The sequence below is a fragment of the Alteromonas sp. DY56-G5 genome (assembly GCF_041414725.1).
Taxonomy (GTDB): domain Bacteria; phylum Pseudomonadota; class Gammaproteobacteria; order Enterobacterales; family Alteromonadaceae; genus Alteromonas; species Alteromonas macleodii.
In genome coordinates this window covers 48,037-64,747 of the sequence record NZ_JANHZQ010000019.1, presented here as the reverse complement: position 1 = coordinate 64,747, position 16,711 = coordinate 48,037, and the positions used below count along the sequence as shown (strand labels likewise).

The following is a 16,711-nucleotide window of genomic DNA, read 5'->3' as shown; positions in this document are numbered from 1 at the left end:
ATGTGTGGCATTGCAGGATTTAGCCTTTTTAATTTCAACGAAGGCGGTGAAACTTCATTAGAAGCTATGCACAAGGCTATTCATCACAGAGGCCCAGATGCCAGCGGCATGTATATCGATGAACATATCGGCCTTTGTCATAGGCGGCTGAGTATTCTTGATCTCTCAGAAGCAGGCAATCAGCCCATGTACTCGAAAGAGGGTGACTTGGTTATTGTTTTTAATGGCGAGATCTACAACTTCCTTGAATTGCGAGCCGAGCTTGAAAACGACGGTGTTACATTTAAAAGCCATACAGATACCGAAGTTATTTTAGAGCTATATGCACGCGAAGGAACCAAGTGTTTAGATAAACTAAACGGAATGTTTGCCTTTGCTCTGTGGGACAAAAACAAGCAAGAACTGTTTATTGCACGAGATCGATTAGGTAAAAAACCCCTTTACTATTTTAATGATAATGGTCGATTTGCGTTTGGCTCTGAGATTAAAGCTATATTGGCGTTGAAGAACATTCCAAGGGAAATTCGCTTAGACGCCGTATATGACTTCTTTGCGTATCAATACGTTCCCGACCCAAAGAGTATTTTTAAGCACATTCACAAGTTACCACCTGCTCATTATTTAATTCTTAATAAAGACGGTTTCAGCATTCATGAATATTGGGATTTGAGCTTTAAAAACACCACAAGTGCCAGTGAAGATGCCAATAAAGCGCAGTTAAAGACCTTACTTGAAAAAGTCACTAAACAAAGAATGATCAGTGATGTTCCGCTTGGCGCTTTCTTAAGCGGCGGTGTGGATAGCTCGGGTGTTGTCGCTATGATGGCACAAGCCAGCGAAACTCCAGTAAAAACCTGTACCATAGGATTTGATGATAAAGCATTTAACGAAGCGGATTTCGCTCGTGAAATAGCTGAAAAATACGAAACAGAGCACCATGAATTTACCGTTCACCAAAACGTTAGCGACAGACTAGAACATATCGTGAGCTTTTTTGATGAACCTTTTGCTGACCCCTCGTTAGTGCCGACCTTCTTCGTTTCGGAACTGGCAAGAAAGGCTGTAACCGTTGCGCTCGCGGGAGACGGCGGCGATGAGATGTTCGCTGGCTACGAAAAGTACTCGATTGACGATGTCGAAAACAAGCTAAGAAGCAAATTCCCCGAATCGGTACGAAAATCCGTTTTTCCACATTTAGCGAAATTGGCAGGAAAAGTGCCTGGCACGGTCGGAAAAAAAGCCAAGTCGTTGCTTACGAGCTTGTCTCACGAACCGGCGATGGGCTTTTATATCACTAACAGCATGATGACAGATGAAATGTGGCAAAGCTTAGTTAAGCCTGAGGTTGCACAGCAGCTCGCCGATTACCATCCTAGTCAATATACCTTAGACATGTATAACAAAGCCGACGGTCCGGATCATTTAAGCAAAATTCTTTACACCGACATCAAGACCTACATGACAGGCGATATCCTTGTGAAAGTTGATCGCATGAGTATGGCAAATTCGTTAGAAGTAAGGGCGCCGATTCTGGATTACCAAGTTGCAGAGTTCGCCGCTACCCTACCCTCTTCACAGAAATATCGCGACGGTGAGAAAAAATACTTACTTAAAGAAGTCTTTAAGCCTTTTATCCCCGATTCACTGCTGTATAGAAAGAAAATGGGCTTCAGCACGCCATTAGATGAGTGGTTTAGAGGAGAGCTAAAAGAGCTATCTGAATCTCGACTTCTTCGTGCTCAGTGTGGACTAAATGACGTATTTGATAGCCGTGTAATAAACAAACTTTGGCACGAGCATCAAACACGCAAAGCCGATCACGGCATAGTGCTGTGGAGTATGTTGATGTATCAAATGTGGTTTGCAAAATATGCAGCGTAATTTTTCATTGGATTGCTTTAGAGCTCTCGCCATTATGTTAGTGTTTACCGCACACAGCATTTTAGCTTTTGGTGCACCTGCCATTTTGGCGCCGTTTCAATTCGGAGGAACTGGCGTGGACCTTTTCTTTGTGTTGTCAGGCTGGCTAATAGGCAACCAATTATTGCTGGAAAAGAAAAAATTTGGTGATATTGATGTACCGCGCTTTTGGATCAGGCGGTGGATGCGAACTATGCCAGCTTATTATGCTGTGCTACTTGTCACTATTTTACAGCTTTACTTAACAAAAGAAGATTTCTCTTTTCCCTGGCCTCATCTGTTCTTTTTGCAAAACTACCTTGGTGATCTTAGTGTTTTCTATGTAAGTTGGTCTTTATCCGTGGAAGAGCAATTTTACTTATTTATTGCCCCATTGTTCGTACTTACATTAGCTCTCGACAAAAAGTATCAAGTTTTCGTCTTATTAACGTTATTAGTTTGCCCTTCTATTTTTCGTTACCTCGAACTTTACTCCTCTCATACCGAAACTCACGTTAGGTTAGATTGTTGTGCGATGGGTGTATTACTAGCTTATTTGAAGCACTACAGGCAGCATGTTTGGGGTGAAGCACAGAAAAAAATTAACGTTTTTTTTATTGCTTCAATTGCAGCCTACGCGTTTTTCTATATCGCCAGGTACAATCGTGAGTGGGAAATCGGTGACCCTAGCAGCTTGGGGCTTGCATTCATGTTTGGGATTTGGATTGTCTGGGGCGAGCAAACCAACTTCAATCCAACAGGTATAGCGTCGCGCGCTGTCATGCACATATCTACACGTTCTTATGCCATGTACTTATTGCACGTTGACGCACTTGCAGTATTAAATAAACTCGACCTTAACAACACTGCTTTTTCAATCTACTACGTAGCGGCGTTGTTTATTACTCTGCTGTTGTCTGAGTGTCTGTATCGCTTCGTAGAGTTGCCTTTTATGAAGTCTCGCTCTAAGTTTTCGTTTTCGCAGTCCCGTGCGCACAACGATAGAACTCAAAAGATGAAGATGGAAGGTATATGATTAAAGTTCTACACGTTACCTATGACATGCGTATTGGCGGCACTGAAATGGTAATAAAGAATATTATTGACGGCAATTCTGATCGTTCCATTGCGATGTCGATATTCTGTATTGAAGAGCCTTTAGGACCTTGGGGAGAAGAGCTGAGAAAAGCTGGCACGGATATCTCTACCGCTCATCGTCAACCTGGCTTTGACACTTCGCTTATTAAATCGTTAAAACGGCATATCGAGCACTATGACATCGACGTCGTGCATTGCCATCAGTATACTCCTTGGGTTTACGGCACGCTTGCCTCATTGTTCACTAAAGCCAAAGTTATTTTCACAGAACACGGCAGATTTTACCCTGATTCAACGAGCTGGAAACGCCAGCTTGTAAACCCAGTTCTAATGAGAGCAACTAAAAAGGCAACTGCAATCTCGCACGCCACCAAAGACGCGCTCGAAGAATATGAGTTTATTCCTAAAGCACGAATAGACGTTATTTATAACGGCATTAAATCACTTCAAGTCGATAATACAATAAAGGCCATTACAAAAAGCGAATTAGCCATTCCAGAAGAGAGTATTGTCCTTGGCACGATAGCGCGTTTTGACCCGATTAAAAATCAAGAAATGATGATAAAAGCATTTTCAGCAGCTTTGAAAGAAAATCAAAATTTAATTCTTGTACTTGTTGGAGACGGTGAAATGCGACCAACACTTGAAGCACTTGTGCAAAAAGAAGGAATTGAAGACCATGTGCGCTTTACTGGTTATATAAAAGATCCAAGCCACCATCTTGCCATTATGGATATTTTTCTACTTTCTTCGTTGAGTGAAGGCACATCCATGACGCTGCTTGAAGCTATGTCATTGTCTAAGCCTTGTATTGTTACCGATGCAGGTGGAAATTCCGAGATTGTTGAGCATCAACAAACTGGCCTGGTTACAGAAAACGCAAATCAGAAGGCATTCACTAGCGCTATCAATACACTTTGCTCATCCCCCATGTCTCTCAAAGAAATGGGGGCCAATGGCTATAGGGTATTTTGCGAAAAGTTTAATGCGACGAATATGGTGGCACAATACGCTCACCTTTATCGGGAAATAACAGGAAGATAACTATGTGTTTGACAAAACATTCGACTCAACTCCTCCTGCTAATTGTGGTTAGTGTTTTTGGTTCAACCTGTGTGACTAAAGCTTCTGCCAGTGAGCAATGTGACGATAAACGACAAGAAGTATCGCAATATCTGGGGCTAAACCAGAAAAAAGCATTGTTAACATGCACGCAAGTAAACCAAGCGTACGAATTAATTCATTCTCCTAAACTTGACATTTCGGCATGGGAATACGAAGGCGGTTTCCGGCTGTCGACCAAACGCGCTGGCAAAGCGGAGAATTCAACTGTCGATTTTTCATTGGGTATTTTCAGTCTTAGTACATCTAAAAAATCGATGTTTGTGGCTAGCAACCCAAGATTAGGAGGCATTGGTGAATTCCTTATCCCTCCAATAACAAAGTCAGAAGACTTGAGGGATTTTGTGAAAGGCGAAACTGTTCTGCAGAACTTTATTCCGCTAATAAATAACCCAAGAGTTTCAACAGGTATTGGGGGTTACTTTCGCATTACTGGCATTAAGCAAATTGATAATGCGTTAATGGTCAACTACATCAACTGGTATGATGCAACGGCCACGGAAACTGATACGAGCATTATGATATGGAATGCAAATAACCTTGCTGAGAGCAAAATGTACGGCCCTTACCAATTACAAGGCGCAGCTCATGCAGCTGGCTGGTTAAGCGAAATTCCGTCTAATTTAACCGACCTTTTTGACGCTTCGCACATCACGGGCTCACAATCTAACGCAGCGATATCCTCTAGGTTGTCTATTGGCCCGACGGCATTTGCCTTTAACCCCAGAAAAGATGTTATTTACGGTCCGTCAGGGTTTGTTCAAACACAGGCCCTGCTCGACTTTTCCATGAAAAACCCACTTTACGACCACAGCGTATATGAATATCAACCGGAATTTAAACCCTTAAGTATTAATGAAGACGGGTTAAACAAAATGTGGACACTGTCTTCGGGGGCCTCTTTTGGTTTCATTATCCCTGGTACACGCACTTATTTGACACTGGGTAAATCAGCTGGTCACGAAAGTGGTATTGGCTATAAAATCGAGCAAAACAATGGACATAAATGCGGAGGTCCATGCCCATACGATGCATCTGATTACTATAGTTTTTATTGGGCATGGGACGTGGTAGATTTACTGAAAGCCAAGCTTAATTTAACAATGCCCTACAATCTTCAACCTTACGAACACGGCAAGTTTCCTTTGCCCGCAAGGTACAAAGGATTGGCAATAGGTGGAGCCGACTATGATGCTGAGCAAGGAAGGCTATTTATTTCCTTAACAAAAGGCGACACGCTTGGAAAATATGCTAGACCACCTTTGTTTCTTACCTATAAACGTAAAGTATCCACACTAAAAAATGAAACAAAATAATCAAAAAGTGAGTGTCATTATGCCTGCTTATAATTCTTCTCACTACGTAGAAGAATCAATAAGCAGTGTGCTGAATCAAACTCACCGAAATATTGAGCTTATAGTGATTGACGATGGTTCCACAGATGAGACGTGGACCATTATAAATGCATGGTCAGAACGTGACGACCGCATAATTGCTATGAGACAAAAAAATCAAGGTGTTTCTGCGGCCCGCAACAATGCTATTTCGAAGTCTACGGGCGATTTTATCGCATTTTGTGACTCGGACGACGTATGGTATGCAAACAAGCTTGAACGCCAATTAGATACAATTGGAGACGCGGTATGGTCGCACTGCGACTCGCAATATGTAGGTCTGGGATACGAGGACAAAACGGTTTACCGCTCTACTTACAGCCACCTTTATGACGAAAATATATTCGCGCATTTAGCTGTCGAAAATTTTATCACTACTTCATCACTTTTAATTAAGTCGGATATTTTTAAAAGCTTTTGTGGGTTTGATGAGTCTTTAGTGGCGCTGGAAGACTGGAAACTATGGCTTCAAATTGCTAAAGAGCATCCAATCGTTCTATGTAACGAAGTGCTTTTAGATTATAGGGTACAACCACAATCTACGTCTCGCAATGCACGCTCATTATTACCTGTACATCTCGAAATTCTTGATGAAACCTTCAACGACGAAGAATTGAGAAACAGCACATTAAAAAAAGAAGCTAAATGCCGTGCTTATCTTATTTTTTCTTATATCGCTGAAGAGAAAAACGATCACCTTTTCTCTTTGCAATGTTCGTTAAATCTTTTTCTATGCAAAGGGAATGCTATGAGCGTTAAGCGCATATTGCGAACTTTTGTTAACTTAATCACCCAAAAGAAGCGATAAATATGAAGTTGGGACATAGTAAGGATCGATTAATAGAATTTATTAAGTTCGATCACAACAGCAAAAAAGGGCTACTTGTTGCGTGTGTAAGGTTATGTGCATTTGCACTATGGAAACTTGGTTCTAGAAGTAAGGCGTTCGCTCTGGTTTCAGCAGTTTTCAGAACGGGGTGGTCTGGCAGTTACTCACTAGGTGTAGAGTACGCTAAACGGTATTTCGTTAACGGTCAGCAATATGAAAACGAAATACAGGACGCATTTATTAATGCCGTTGAGCCTCTATCAAATACGGCGGAATTCTTTACCGAACCTGAAAAGATGCTAAATGGAATTATCACCGTACTGAAAAAGCCAAATGGGTCTGAGAAAGGCGTAATTATTATTAACTATAGTTACTACTTCCCTTTGTTCCTACGCTTTTTCAAAGCAGAAGAAATTTTAGAAAATTATCATCTCATTCTAGAGCCTAGTTGGGCAGGATTTTGCGAGTCGAATATTCTTATTTACACGCAGCTAAAGTTCCCAATTTTCATTCAAACCTATGAAGAAAGAGACTACAACTTCGTTAAAGCACTCAATTCAAATCTTATTCCAATTAAGGTCGGCCCAAGCTGGTTTATAAATTATAAGAATTTCGCTCCCCCCCTTAAAGATGAAGAAAGAGACATAGATTTAATTGTTGTGGCTGCATGGGCGAAGTACAAGCGTCACAGAGCACTTTTCCAAGCTTTGAAGGGCGTAGTGTCAAGAAAGCCCGACTTCAAGATTGTATTAGTCGGATACCCTGGTGACATATCACAATCTGATATCCTTTCGTATGCAGATGAAATGGGGCTTGCTGACAATGTAAAGATTTACGAATGGATAACACCTCAAGAAGTCGCTGAATTATATAAGCGGGCAAAAATAAACGTCTTGTGGTCAAAGTTTGAGGGTAACAACAGGGCGATTATTGAAGGAATGCTGTGTGATACACCGGTAATAATGAGAGAAAACCATAATTACGGTGAAAAATACGATTTTATAAATGCACAAACAGGTTACTTTGCAAACGAGCAAGATCTTGAATCTAAGGTATTGAGTTTATTAAACAATGAGGGAACTTTCTCTCCAAGAGAGTATATTTTAAATAACAGGAATTGCGACGTAGCCACTCAAATGATGCAAGACGTGATAAGAGACTACGAGATAGAACAAAATAGCGACGTAAAATGGCACTCAAACCTCGCAGTAAAAGTGAATGACTTACATGGCATGCATTATCTTTATGAAGAGCAGGATGCATTTGACGATTGTTATAGCTGGATTGAAAAGAAACTAAAATGAATAAAGAGAAAGATGATGAGTTGGTAGTGTTAATCCAACAGCTTGGTGGAAAGGTAAACTACCTGCCCAATCCTGGCAATGCAGGTGACTCACTTATCGCATGTGCAACGTATCAATTTTTTGAAAGAAACAATATAGAGTACAAATGCTGCCAGTCAGAAAAAGATATTTCAGACAATGATATTCTTGTTTATGGTGGAGGCGGCAATTTTGGTGGTGAAAATAGCCGTGTTGGTTATTACATCAAAAAATACGCTTCTCGCGTGAAAGCCTTTATATTGTTACCTCACACGCTTTTTGGTGCAGAAGAGTTATTGCAATCGCTTCCTGAAACCGTTCATCTCTTTTGTCGAGAACGAGTTTCTTACGAATTTGCTAGCGAAATGGTAACAAGAGCCAACGTATACCTTCACGATGACATGGTATTAAGCGCAGATGTGGAAAAGATGCTATCAAAACCTGCCAGCCAATCGGCGTTGGGTAGTGTTGGTTCAGAATTGAAGCGCCGCGCACTCTTTAAAAATGAAGATTTTGGTATATCGCTGAAGCACTACCTTGCCTACACTTTAAAATCACTGTTTGGTCATCCCTACCCGAGCAAACCTCAAAGCGGTGAACTCAATGCATTTAGAATAGACGTTGAAAAAACTGACATTCCCATTCCCTCAGACAACGTTGACGTATCGGCACTGTATGAGTTGAGTTCATGCGAACCTAAGCTCGCCAAGCTGTCTACATTTCGTTTTTTATCTCACATTAACGCCTTTGAAACGGTGAACACCAACAGACTGCACGTAGCCATTGCGGCGACTAAGTTAGGTAAAAAAGTAAATCTATACGGTAATAACTACTTTAAAATACGCGCTATTTACGAGTATTCACTTAAAGGAAAATACGCAAACGTAGTGTGGAAAGAATAAGCGCAATATTTATTAAGCTATCTATTGCTGACCATACTTTAAGTATGCTCAGCAATAGGAACGCTGCAACTCATTCGATTTAACAACTAAATAACTCTTCATTAAATCAACTTGCCCGCCTAGAGCGAATAAAGCGCAAGCCTAACGAACTAACTTTTTCAAGTATTCTGTGCCTTTTAAATAAAAACAGAAAAAATAAACACGCTACAAGATAAACTCCAAAGTATAGAGCACTCCCTAATACAAGATAGAGTATTCCCTGCCCCGTCAACATTTGTGCTGATAAGACAGCGCCAAAACACGCCGTGGCCAACAGCGCACACATAAACAGTAAGCTAACCACGGGCAGCCCAAACCGCATAGAACAAAACACCAGCAAGATGCCCAGCACAGTGAAAGCGAATACTAGCCTTGCGATAATAAATTCTTCCATACTGCCTGAGAAGAAAAACGCAAACAGGCCTAATAATAAGCTCAACGTTACCATTTCATAAACCGACAATAGCTTTACATCACCATTTGCAATAAGCCCTTGCTGAACAAAAGTCGACACGGCAAATGTAATGGTGAACACGGCTAATAGCGGTAATAAGTGCGCAAAGGGCAGCCACTGCTGTCCTAAAAACAGCGAAACAAGCTCCTGATTAAAAACGTGTAAATAACCAATAACCGGAAAAATCGCACACAGCAATATGGTAAGCACTACCACAATGTGCTCTCCAATTGGATCGCCCCTTCTTTTTATTTCAGAAAAGCTTGCTAGGAATACATTAGATACAGGAGCGATTATTTCTCTACTTGGTAAGAATGAAAGGTTTCTCATTAAGCTAAAACCACCAAGCTGATCTGCACCGTACATTTTACTAATGAAAATCACGTCGAACTCGGCGCGCACGTACCCCAAAATTGAACGAATGAGCATCCACAATGAAAAACTCATTTGCTCCTTTATGCGGCTCAATGAAAACTTCAAAGGATAAGGCGCATAACAATGAGAGAGCAGTGTTTTGCTGGTGTATGCTGCCAGCACGCCTATTATCATGGCCCAATAGTTCTCTAAAATGAAAGCCAGTACCACTGTAACTAAGAAACTCACAACTCTCTCAATCAAGAGTATTTTAGAAATGATGCCGTATTCCAAATCTCTTCTATGCATAAAGAGTTGGGGGCTAGCAAAGGCAGAAATTGGTAACACAAGTGCCATAGCGCGTATCGCAGATTCAGCTTCTGGTGCGTTCAAAAAGTTGGCCAGTACAGGCGTAAGTGCAAGCAGCGCAACAAACAGCGCGAGTTTAGACAATATTGAAATCGTCCATGCCGTTACAATATCGCTATCATCCAGGGTCTTCTTCTGAATAATATATTGCTGAGTGCCTCCCTCAGACAATGTATCGAAAAGAAAGACAAGCATTGTAGCTATTGCAACTACGCCAAAATCTTGGGGCGTTAATAAACGCGCAAGAATCAGCAGGCTAATAATACCGATGCCGCGTTGGAATAATCGAACAATAAGGATCAGCGACGTACTGCTGGCCACTTTTCTCGCTAAGTTCAAACTTTTAAATCCTTATCGACTGTGTTCCACACAAAGCACACATCAAGAAGCCTTGATGTAGAACGCACAACAGCTTTCATTTATCAACATTCCTTGAGTCAGTGAAATATTCAGTCAAACACGGCATGCGTGAAGTTTTTTTCAGCGTCATTCTCGCAACGCTTTATACTTTGCGAAAAGTCGTGCCCTTCCAGCATTTTTTCAACAATACTAACCAAACTATCAGGCGACACTTCAAAATCCCCTACCCGAAATTTCTCTGGCCAATCAATATCTTTAAGAAAGTTGCTGGCTTTTTCATGCACTTCGGCTAATAAAAAAGGAACGTGAGCCATAAACGCGTAAATTGCGCCATGTAGTCTAAAGCTTAAAAATGCGTCACAGTCGCCAATCTGATGCCACATACTCATAGGGTCGGTGACATAGTCGAACAGCTCAACGCTCACAGTCGGGTCAAGAAGTCGAACAAATTCCTGCGTTGCAGCCATGTCACCGTGCAATTCATGGCCGTTGAACACAAAGAGTCTAAGCGTAACATCACCGCCCCTTTTAGCATTCAACGTATTAATTGCGGACGCCAGAATTTGCAGTCGTTCGCTATTTTCGTGACGCACTTTTCCTGTTTTTCCACTGAACGAACACAGTGCTAACCCGATGGTCGATTTAGTGCTCTCCTGCTTTGCTTTTAAATCTAACTTGTCAACCTTTGGCAACAGCCCAGCAAGATCGAAGGCATGTGTGCAAGGTAAGTCTAAATTGTAACTCTGCACCAATTCATAAGACTTAAGGTCTCTAACACAAAGAAAAGACATGCGTTTCATAAACTCGATAACTTTCTTTTCGTGTGCCACCGAATCAAAGGGACCTACAGAAACCCCAATAGCCCCAATCTTTAAATCATACTTTTCAAAGTTTTTATTGGCATATTCCATTTCCCACCAGTCTTTGCCGTGGAAGATGGAACCACCAGAATACACAAGATTCTTATTTTTCTTAAAATGCCTATCTAACAATAACTCGTTAATGAACTGCAGACGATATGGCAATGTTTTCATAATCGGCTTTGCATTGTTGGATAGCTTAGGAATTTTTTTAGAAAAGAAATAACTGGTATCAGCGCCCCAGTAATGCTGCGCTCCCCACTCTGCGACTTTGCAAAAGCAATCGTCGCCCGTATTTTTCATACCGTAGAAGCCACTAAAGGTAACATTCATACCTATCCCTTATTTTGTTCAATGCGCGCAATTCCAAAAACTATTTTTTGCATTAACACCATGGCTTGCCGCTTTATTGCATTTATGATTAATCTTTGGCGATTTTTGACGCTAGGCTATTTATGTAACTACCCGCTTCTGCATTTTCAGCAAGCTTCACATCAAGCTTACTTCGGTTGCTGCTACATTCAGCTAGAAGCGACTCAACTCTATGCTTCAAAACAGATGCGTCTTCTGCTTGCTTAACATCAACCCCGTCAACTTCCGTGTGTGATGTCAAGAATGCCTTCATTTTGTCATCGCACAGTAACGGCAAGAAAGGAATTCCCATACCGAAACCCATTATACAGCCGTGCAGACGACTACTCACAATAACGCGAGCATTACTTACCTTTTTCAACATTCGAACATGAGAAGAATCCATATTAGTATGCTCTTGATATTCCAACCCCAAAGCTTCAGCTACAGCCATCAGATTTTTTGATATTGTATCTAGGTCAGCGCCTGCCAACCTTACATCTGACGGATGGATTAGATGCAAAAGAACGTTTGAAGAACGTGCTTGTGATTGCCAGTAACGTGGAACCAGATAGTTTATTGAGGGGCAAGCGGTAAGAACTAGTTTATTTGGTGCAAATTGATCTAAAAAGTTGAAGGTGTATTCATCTCTCACGCCTAAATGGTCGGCGCCTTTCGCGATTTTAGGAAATAAATCACCTTTCATTTCCCCTCTTCCAGACATCTTATTAATGCCAATACCATGCGCGGTGAAACGCAAGCCACTTTGTAGTACAACGTGCCAAAAAGGTTCAAAGACTGGCTGTAAAAGCCCTCCTCCGCCAATTACCAGCAGCACATTTGGGTTATGCTGTTTTAAGTAGTCAATGTGCGCTTTAAACTCTTTTAACCATACAGGAGAACAAAAGAGGTCGGGGCCGTCTTTACCCACTATTTCTTTTAAACCAAGATGGGAAATATAGTCCCCAACGTTTCTTTTGTTTGCATAAATGTAAACGACAGGAGCGGTTTTTAAGTATTTTTTCCTCGTAAACTTTTGCTTTAAGTAGAATGAAAGTGAGCCATAAAGATCAAATTTTTCAGCAAAATACAGTTCAAAACGCCATCGCAAAGGTTCCACCAACTTGGATATCAAGAAATACATTCCTTTTTTTATTTTCATTTCAATAATGTCAAATATGTAGAGGCAATATGTTCGGCGGTATGCTCCCAAGTAAACTTGGATGAAATCGTTAGGCCTTTTTTTACTTTTTCATTGTAGAGCTGTTCGTCTGTAAGGAGGCTGCCTACAGCACTACTCAACGCAAGAAAGTCTTCAGCTTTTGCGCTACAAATCGCATCTTGCCCAATTTCTATAAGCACGTCAGCTTCAGAAGTTACTACTGGTGTTCCAGAAGCCATTGATTGCACAAGAGGAAACCCAAAGCCTTCTTCGCGCGATGCAAAAATAAACACTTTTGAGGTTTGCATTGCTTGAATAAGCTCATCTTCGGTAACCCAGCCTTTTATAATAATGTCATTTTCAATTCCCAATGCTCGAATGGTTTTGGAAATGATAGAGTCTTCCCCTCCAACAAACCCTAAAATAGTGAGGGGATGTGCTCTCTGCAACTCTTTAGGTAACTGCGCCCATGCTTTTAACATGTTCTCTGGGTTCTTCTGATGACTGTCGCCGCCAAGCATGAGAACGCCTTGTTTAGATGTGTTGTCTATTGGAGGCTTAAACCCCCTGGGGATACCATGATAAACGTACGAGCTCTTATTCTTTAATTTTGGAAAGCTCTGCGTTATATCACGCTTTGAATATTGCGATATTGTTAAAACATGGTCTGAAAATGAGAGACCAAGTCGATATACAGTCCACAAATAAGCTTTTTGTCTAAAGAAATAAAAATTCTCTTTCAAACTGCGGTTTTTATAATACCGAAGTATTTTGAGTGAGTGCCACTCCATTAAATCATGGGTTGTGGTTATTTGTTTAACGCGAGACAGTAAACAAACCCTATTACCTGGCATGTGAAGAAGGTTGATTTTATATTTTTTTAGTTTCTTGGGTAACAACCACTGCTCCCAAAGCATTTCCGTTTCAGCATTAATGTTTACGACAGATACATTCGAGAAGTTGCTTATTTTACTCAGTCTTTTTTCATAATTATCTTTATCATCGTTGTATTCAAATTGTTTGTTTATGAAAAAGAAGAAGTGAACTTCTGGCATCACTGTAGGTAATAATTGACATAGCATATAAACGTACTGCGGCATTCCTCGCAAGGGGCGAAGAACAAACCGCGCATCAATAGCGACTCTATATCTTTGAGGAATATTTATTGAACCTTTAATAGTGCCCACTAAACCACCTTCACAAATATAACAAGGAAAAACATAAAGTTAACATGACCTCTACTCATTGTCTTCTTCAATGCCATTCAATGCTATGGACACGCCATAGATGTAATATATCCAAGGATAAAATGCTATTCCTACAAAAAAGCCACCAACACAATAAATTAAAATTGATTGGCTCAGAGCACTACTAATGTCCTTTGACTCTGTGCCTTTTATTGAACGAGTTTTTTTGTTTGACCTAAGTGTGTGCAAAATGATACTAGAGAAGAAAAACAACCCCCCAAAGCCTGTTTCCCCTAATACTTCAAAAAAGATATTATGAAATGCTTTACCGCTTCGCTGGCTGATTGTAATCTCTTGACCCCTTTGGTATTGGTGCAGAACACCAGCATTAGCATTGTAACTATAAAACCCCCCGCCAAAAAAGGGCCTTTCTAACGCGTAGTCTATTGTCCAACGCCATACAACTAACCTACCTATCGCGGACTTTTCTGACGTGGTGGAATCCCCAATGGAGGACATTCGGGCAAACCATGACTGAGGAGCAACAGCATAAATCACCACGGGTATAACGCATATAGCTACAATTACTTTTAGGTTGACCTTATGTTTCTTCATCAGTAAGCCTATGAATGCCGCGAGCGCAACTAATCCAGTCCTAGCTTGTGTACCCACAACAGTAAGCAATGCAAGTGCCGAAAAAGCTAGTGACAACCACTTAAATGTTTTCCAATTTTTAGCGATTTGCGACGAGGCTCGGAGGCAGAAGATCAACGGAAGCAAACAAACCGCCAGCGTCGCGAGAGTAGACCCCTCTGAATACATAAAGCCTCCAATACCTATTAGCGATACACCATACCCGCCACCTCCTAAAAGGGTTTTAAGTCCAGCCATAGAAATGAACAAACCGAAAGATGCTACGCACACCCAGATGAACATTTCTACGTGTTCCCTTTTGGTAAGAGTAAAAGGGATAAAGTACGAAAAGATAAGTGTTTTTATAACAAAGTCATACTTAAGCCAAACGAGGTTTTGAAATTCACCTAAAAATGACGCTACTGTTATCCAAAACATAAAACCTATCATCGAAAAGTGATAAAATTTGCTTTTAGGAACACGAAGCTTATTAAAATTAAAAATTAAAACTAAAAAGAATAATGCCGTAGTAATTAAAGAAAGTGGCTGCCCAGCCAAGAAGGCAAAAGAAGTATTCTGAGGCTTAACAAGGTTTATCCACACCGCCATGCATGCAGCTACATGCGGCCGAGTAAAAGAATAAAACATCAGAGCTAATAAAATTAAGCTCATGAAAATATCTGTAACCATCAACTAGTCTCTTATTATTTTTTTTCTTTATTTTCGTTTTTACTTGTCTTTGTAGTACTACTTTTTTCAAGCTTCATATAAAAAACTATTATCATCATCATTACAAAGAAATGAATCAGTGTTGAAAGGCTGTCTACTCCCATGATACAAGCTCCGAACTCCCCTGTTTTGTAAGTTTACGATTAACCGAGTACTCTATGAGGCTAGGGAGTTTTTTCGCAGCAAAACTGTCTGAGTTTGCCGTTGCAAACAACCAAATTTCTCCCCTATGTGGCCTGAAAAGCAATTTGTTTATAATTTGTTGAAGCTTTAATCTTTCCTGAGTTGAATAAACTCTCGAATCAACTACATACCATTTGTAGATTGTCAGCTTTTCTCCAGAAGGGCTCACAACATTCGATACAGAAACACTGTATTGCTTTAAAGGAAGACTAAATGATTTTTCTAACGAATACTTTGAAGGATCGAAGTCACGATTCAAGTAGCTCGCAAGCTCACTATTCTCTTCATTGAAATAAGCAACTAAGATACTTGAATTACAATTGCTATGCTTTAATGCTACTTGTTTCTCAAATGTAGGATTGTTTAATACTGCAAACTTACCAAACTGATTACAAGAGTCATCCGACAATGCTGATAAATTGACCATGACATGTTCACTATCTTTGTTTTGCACTTGTATAAGGCTGTACAGGCCAAAGAAAACAATTATTAGTGCACAACATGTACTAACAACGAATAGAGAGACTCGCACTCTCTCATTCATAGGAGGTAGACCTTCTAATTGTGTTTTTTCCTCTCTCATAAGTTCACCTATGCCTAAGAGGCACACGATTACAAAAGCAAAGAAAAACCAACCGTATATAAGATGGTCAGCTCCTGCTGCATGCTCCATATCAGTCCAGTAAGCTATTAAAATAATGCCATAAACTCGAACAATATTCGCTAATATAGGAAAGATTAAAGAGGTCGCTACAAATAAAGCTCTTCGTGTTTTAGTCACCAAGTTCAAGTAAGCGTATAAGCTACCTATTACAAAGCTAGCGATAAAAAAGCTTACGCCAGAGCATGCTTCCGCTACTAGGAACCGGCCTTGAGGAATTTCTATATATAAACCGCTTCGAAATAGTGGAACACCTGTTAAGCGTAATAGCGCTACGGCTCCATCTGCAGCAATTTCTTGAAGATAAGGTACGAGTTGCTCTCCTACAGGTACACTAAACAACATAAAAATAAGTGGGAATAGAATTGTTCTCGCCGCCTGAGTCCCTAGCATCAGCCACATGAGTAAAGGTAACAATGCAAAGGTAGCTGCATGTAAAAAAAGTTGAACATCGCCAACAATACCGATCACATAAAGGAAAAGTGTAGGAATTATGAATATAAATGCTAATGGAGCTGGCTTTATTGGCTGTGCAAAAAGTACTCGTCGCTTTAAATAAATAAGGTAGAAAGCTCCAGGTACAATAAAAAAGCCATGGTTGAAGATTTCATTCACGTACCAAATTTGAATAACAGTGGAGAGGCCTTTCCAACAAAAAACAACCCACAAAGACAGTAGTACAAGGCAGCTAAAATAAAACGTTTTATTCACTTTGAAAGACATATCCCTTCCGTCAATGCTGGCATCGAGAGCTTCACTGTTACTCATGAGTTTATCCTTGCTCTTTTTTAAAACGCAGTTCG

The 16,711-nt window shown here is 40.5% G+C and carries 13 protein-coding genes; 7 read left to right on the top strand and 6 right to left on the bottom strand.

The window, feature by feature from the left end:
- From asnB to NO989_RS11240, 7 genes are all read left to right on the top strand, one after another.
- A complete protein-coding gene (asnB, locus tag NO989_RS11270) occupies positions 1-1,881 on the top strand; it encodes an asparagine synthase (glutamine-hydrolyzing) (protein ID WP_371342551.1) in 1,881 nt (626 codons plus the stop codon).
- Positions 1,871-2,935 carry an acyltransferase gene (locus NO989_RS11265; protein WP_239300763.1) on the top strand — a complete coding sequence of 355 codons (1,065 nt, stop codon included), beginning with the start codon at positions 1,871-1,873 and terminating at the stop codon, positions 2,933-2,935. Before asnB ends, NO989_RS11265 begins: the two co-directional genes overlap by 11 nt.
- On the top strand, positions 2,932-4,041 hold the full coding sequence (locus NO989_RS11260) for a glycosyltransferase family 4 protein (protein WP_275444200.1): 1,110 nt from the start codon (positions 2,932-2,934) through the stop codon (positions 4,039-4,041). The genes NO989_RS11265 and NO989_RS11260 overlap by 4 nt, the downstream gene beginning before the upstream one ends.
- A gap of 71 nt (positions 4,042-4,112) precedes the next feature.
- Positions 4,113-5,435: a hypothetical protein gene (locus NO989_RS11255; protein WP_371342549.1), complete on the top strand. Its 1,323-nt coding sequence runs from the start codon at positions 4,113-4,115 to the stop codon at positions 5,433-5,435.
- Complete coding sequence (locus NO989_RS11250) at positions 5,422-6,321, top strand: glycosyltransferase (protein ID WP_348667591.1); 900 nt, start codon at positions 5,422-5,424, stop codon at positions 6,319-6,321. The genes NO989_RS11255 and NO989_RS11250 overlap by 14 nt, the downstream gene beginning before the upstream one ends.
- A 2-nt stretch (positions 6,322-6,323) precedes the next feature.
- A complete protein-coding gene (locus NO989_RS11245) occupies positions 6,324-7,646 on the top strand; it encodes a glycosyltransferase (protein WP_371342547.1) in 1,323 nt (440 codons plus the stop codon).
- Positions 7,643-8,566 (top strand): polysaccharide pyruvyl transferase family protein, encoded by a 924-nt coding sequence (locus NO989_RS11240; protein ID WP_371342546.1) that lies wholly within the window; start codon positions 7,643-7,645, stop codon positions 8,564-8,566. Before NO989_RS11245 ends, NO989_RS11240 begins: the two co-directional genes overlap by 4 nt.
- A gap of 106 nt (positions 8,567-8,672) precedes the next feature.
- Here NO989_RS11240 and NO989_RS11235 read toward each other — a convergent pair whose 3' ends face one another.
- From NO989_RS11235 to xrtA, 6 genes are all read right to left on the bottom strand, one after another.
- Positions 8,673-10,121, bottom strand: coding sequence for an oligosaccharide flippase family protein (locus NO989_RS11235; RefSeq protein WP_371342545.1), 1,449 nt, complete (start codon positions 10,119-10,121; stop codon positions 8,673-8,675).
- A gap of 110 nt (positions 10,122-10,231) precedes the next feature.
- Positions 10,232-11,335 carry a polysaccharide pyruvyl transferase family protein gene (locus NO989_RS11230; protein WP_371342544.1) on the bottom strand — a complete coding sequence of 368 codons (1,104 nt, stop codon included), beginning with the start codon at positions 11,333-11,335 and terminating at the stop codon, positions 10,232-10,234.
- Between the two features lie 88 nt (positions 11,336-11,423).
- Positions 11,424-12,515, bottom strand: a complete 1,092-nt coding sequence (locus tag NO989_RS11225; RefSeq protein WP_371342543.1) for a polysaccharide pyruvyl transferase family protein — start codon at positions 12,513-12,515, stop codon at positions 11,424-11,426.
- Positions 12,512-13,702, bottom strand: a complete 1,191-nt coding sequence (locus NO989_RS11220; RefSeq protein WP_371342541.1) for a glycosyltransferase family 4 protein — start codon at positions 13,700-13,702, stop codon at positions 12,512-12,514. Before NO989_RS11220 ends, NO989_RS11225 begins: the two co-directional genes overlap by 4 nt.
- A gap of 51 nt (positions 13,703-13,753) precedes the next feature.
- Positions 13,754-15,025, bottom strand: a complete 1,272-nt coding sequence (locus tag NO989_RS11215; RefSeq protein WP_371342540.1) for a putative O-glycosylation ligase, exosortase A system-associated — start codon at positions 15,023-15,025, stop codon at positions 13,754-13,756.
- A gap of 133 nt (positions 15,026-15,158) precedes the next feature.
- Positions 15,159-16,676 (bottom strand): exosortase A, encoded by a 1,518-nt coding sequence (gene xrtA, locus NO989_RS11210; protein WP_371342538.1) that lies wholly within the window; start codon positions 16,674-16,676, stop codon positions 15,159-15,161.
- Positions 16,677-16,711: the final 35 nt, after the last annotated feature.

Coding starts and splice junctions, on each gene's coding strand:
- NO989_RS11245 (WP_371342547.1), top strand. CDS start 6,324: ATGAAGTTGGGACATAGTAAGGATCGATTAATAGAATTTATTAAGTTC.
- NO989_RS11260 (WP_275444200.1), top strand. CDS start 2,932: ATGATTAAAGTTCTACACGTTACCTATGACATGCGTATTGGCGGCACT.
- NO989_RS11265 (WP_239300763.1), top strand. CDS start 1,871: ATGCAGCGTAATTTTTCATTGGATTGCTTTAGAGCTCTCGCCATTATG.
- asnB (WP_371342551.1), top strand. CDS start 1: ATGTGTGGCATTGCAGGATTTAGCCTTTTTAATTTCAACGAAGGCGGT.
- NO989_RS11230 (WP_371342544.1), bottom strand. CDS start 11,335: ATGAATGTTACCTTTAGTGGCTTCTACGGTATGAAAAATACGGGCGAC.
- NO989_RS11250 (WP_348667591.1), top strand. CDS start 5,422: ATGAAACAAAATAATCAAAAAGTGAGTGTCATTATGCCTGCTTATAAT.
- NO989_RS11240 (WP_371342546.1), top strand. CDS start 7,643: ATGAATAAAGAGAAAGATGATGAGTTGGTAGTGTTAATCCAACAGCTT.
- xrtA (WP_371342538.1), bottom strand. CDS start 16,676: ATGAGTAACAGTGAAGCTCTCGATGCCAGCATTGACGGAAGGGATATG.
- NO989_RS11215 (WP_371342540.1), bottom strand. CDS start 15,025: ATGGTTACAGATATTTTCATGAGCTTAATTTTATTAGCTCTGATGTTT.
- NO989_RS11225 (WP_371342543.1), bottom strand. CDS start 12,515: ATGAAAATAAAAAAAGGAATGTATTTCTTGATATCCAAGTTGGTGGAA.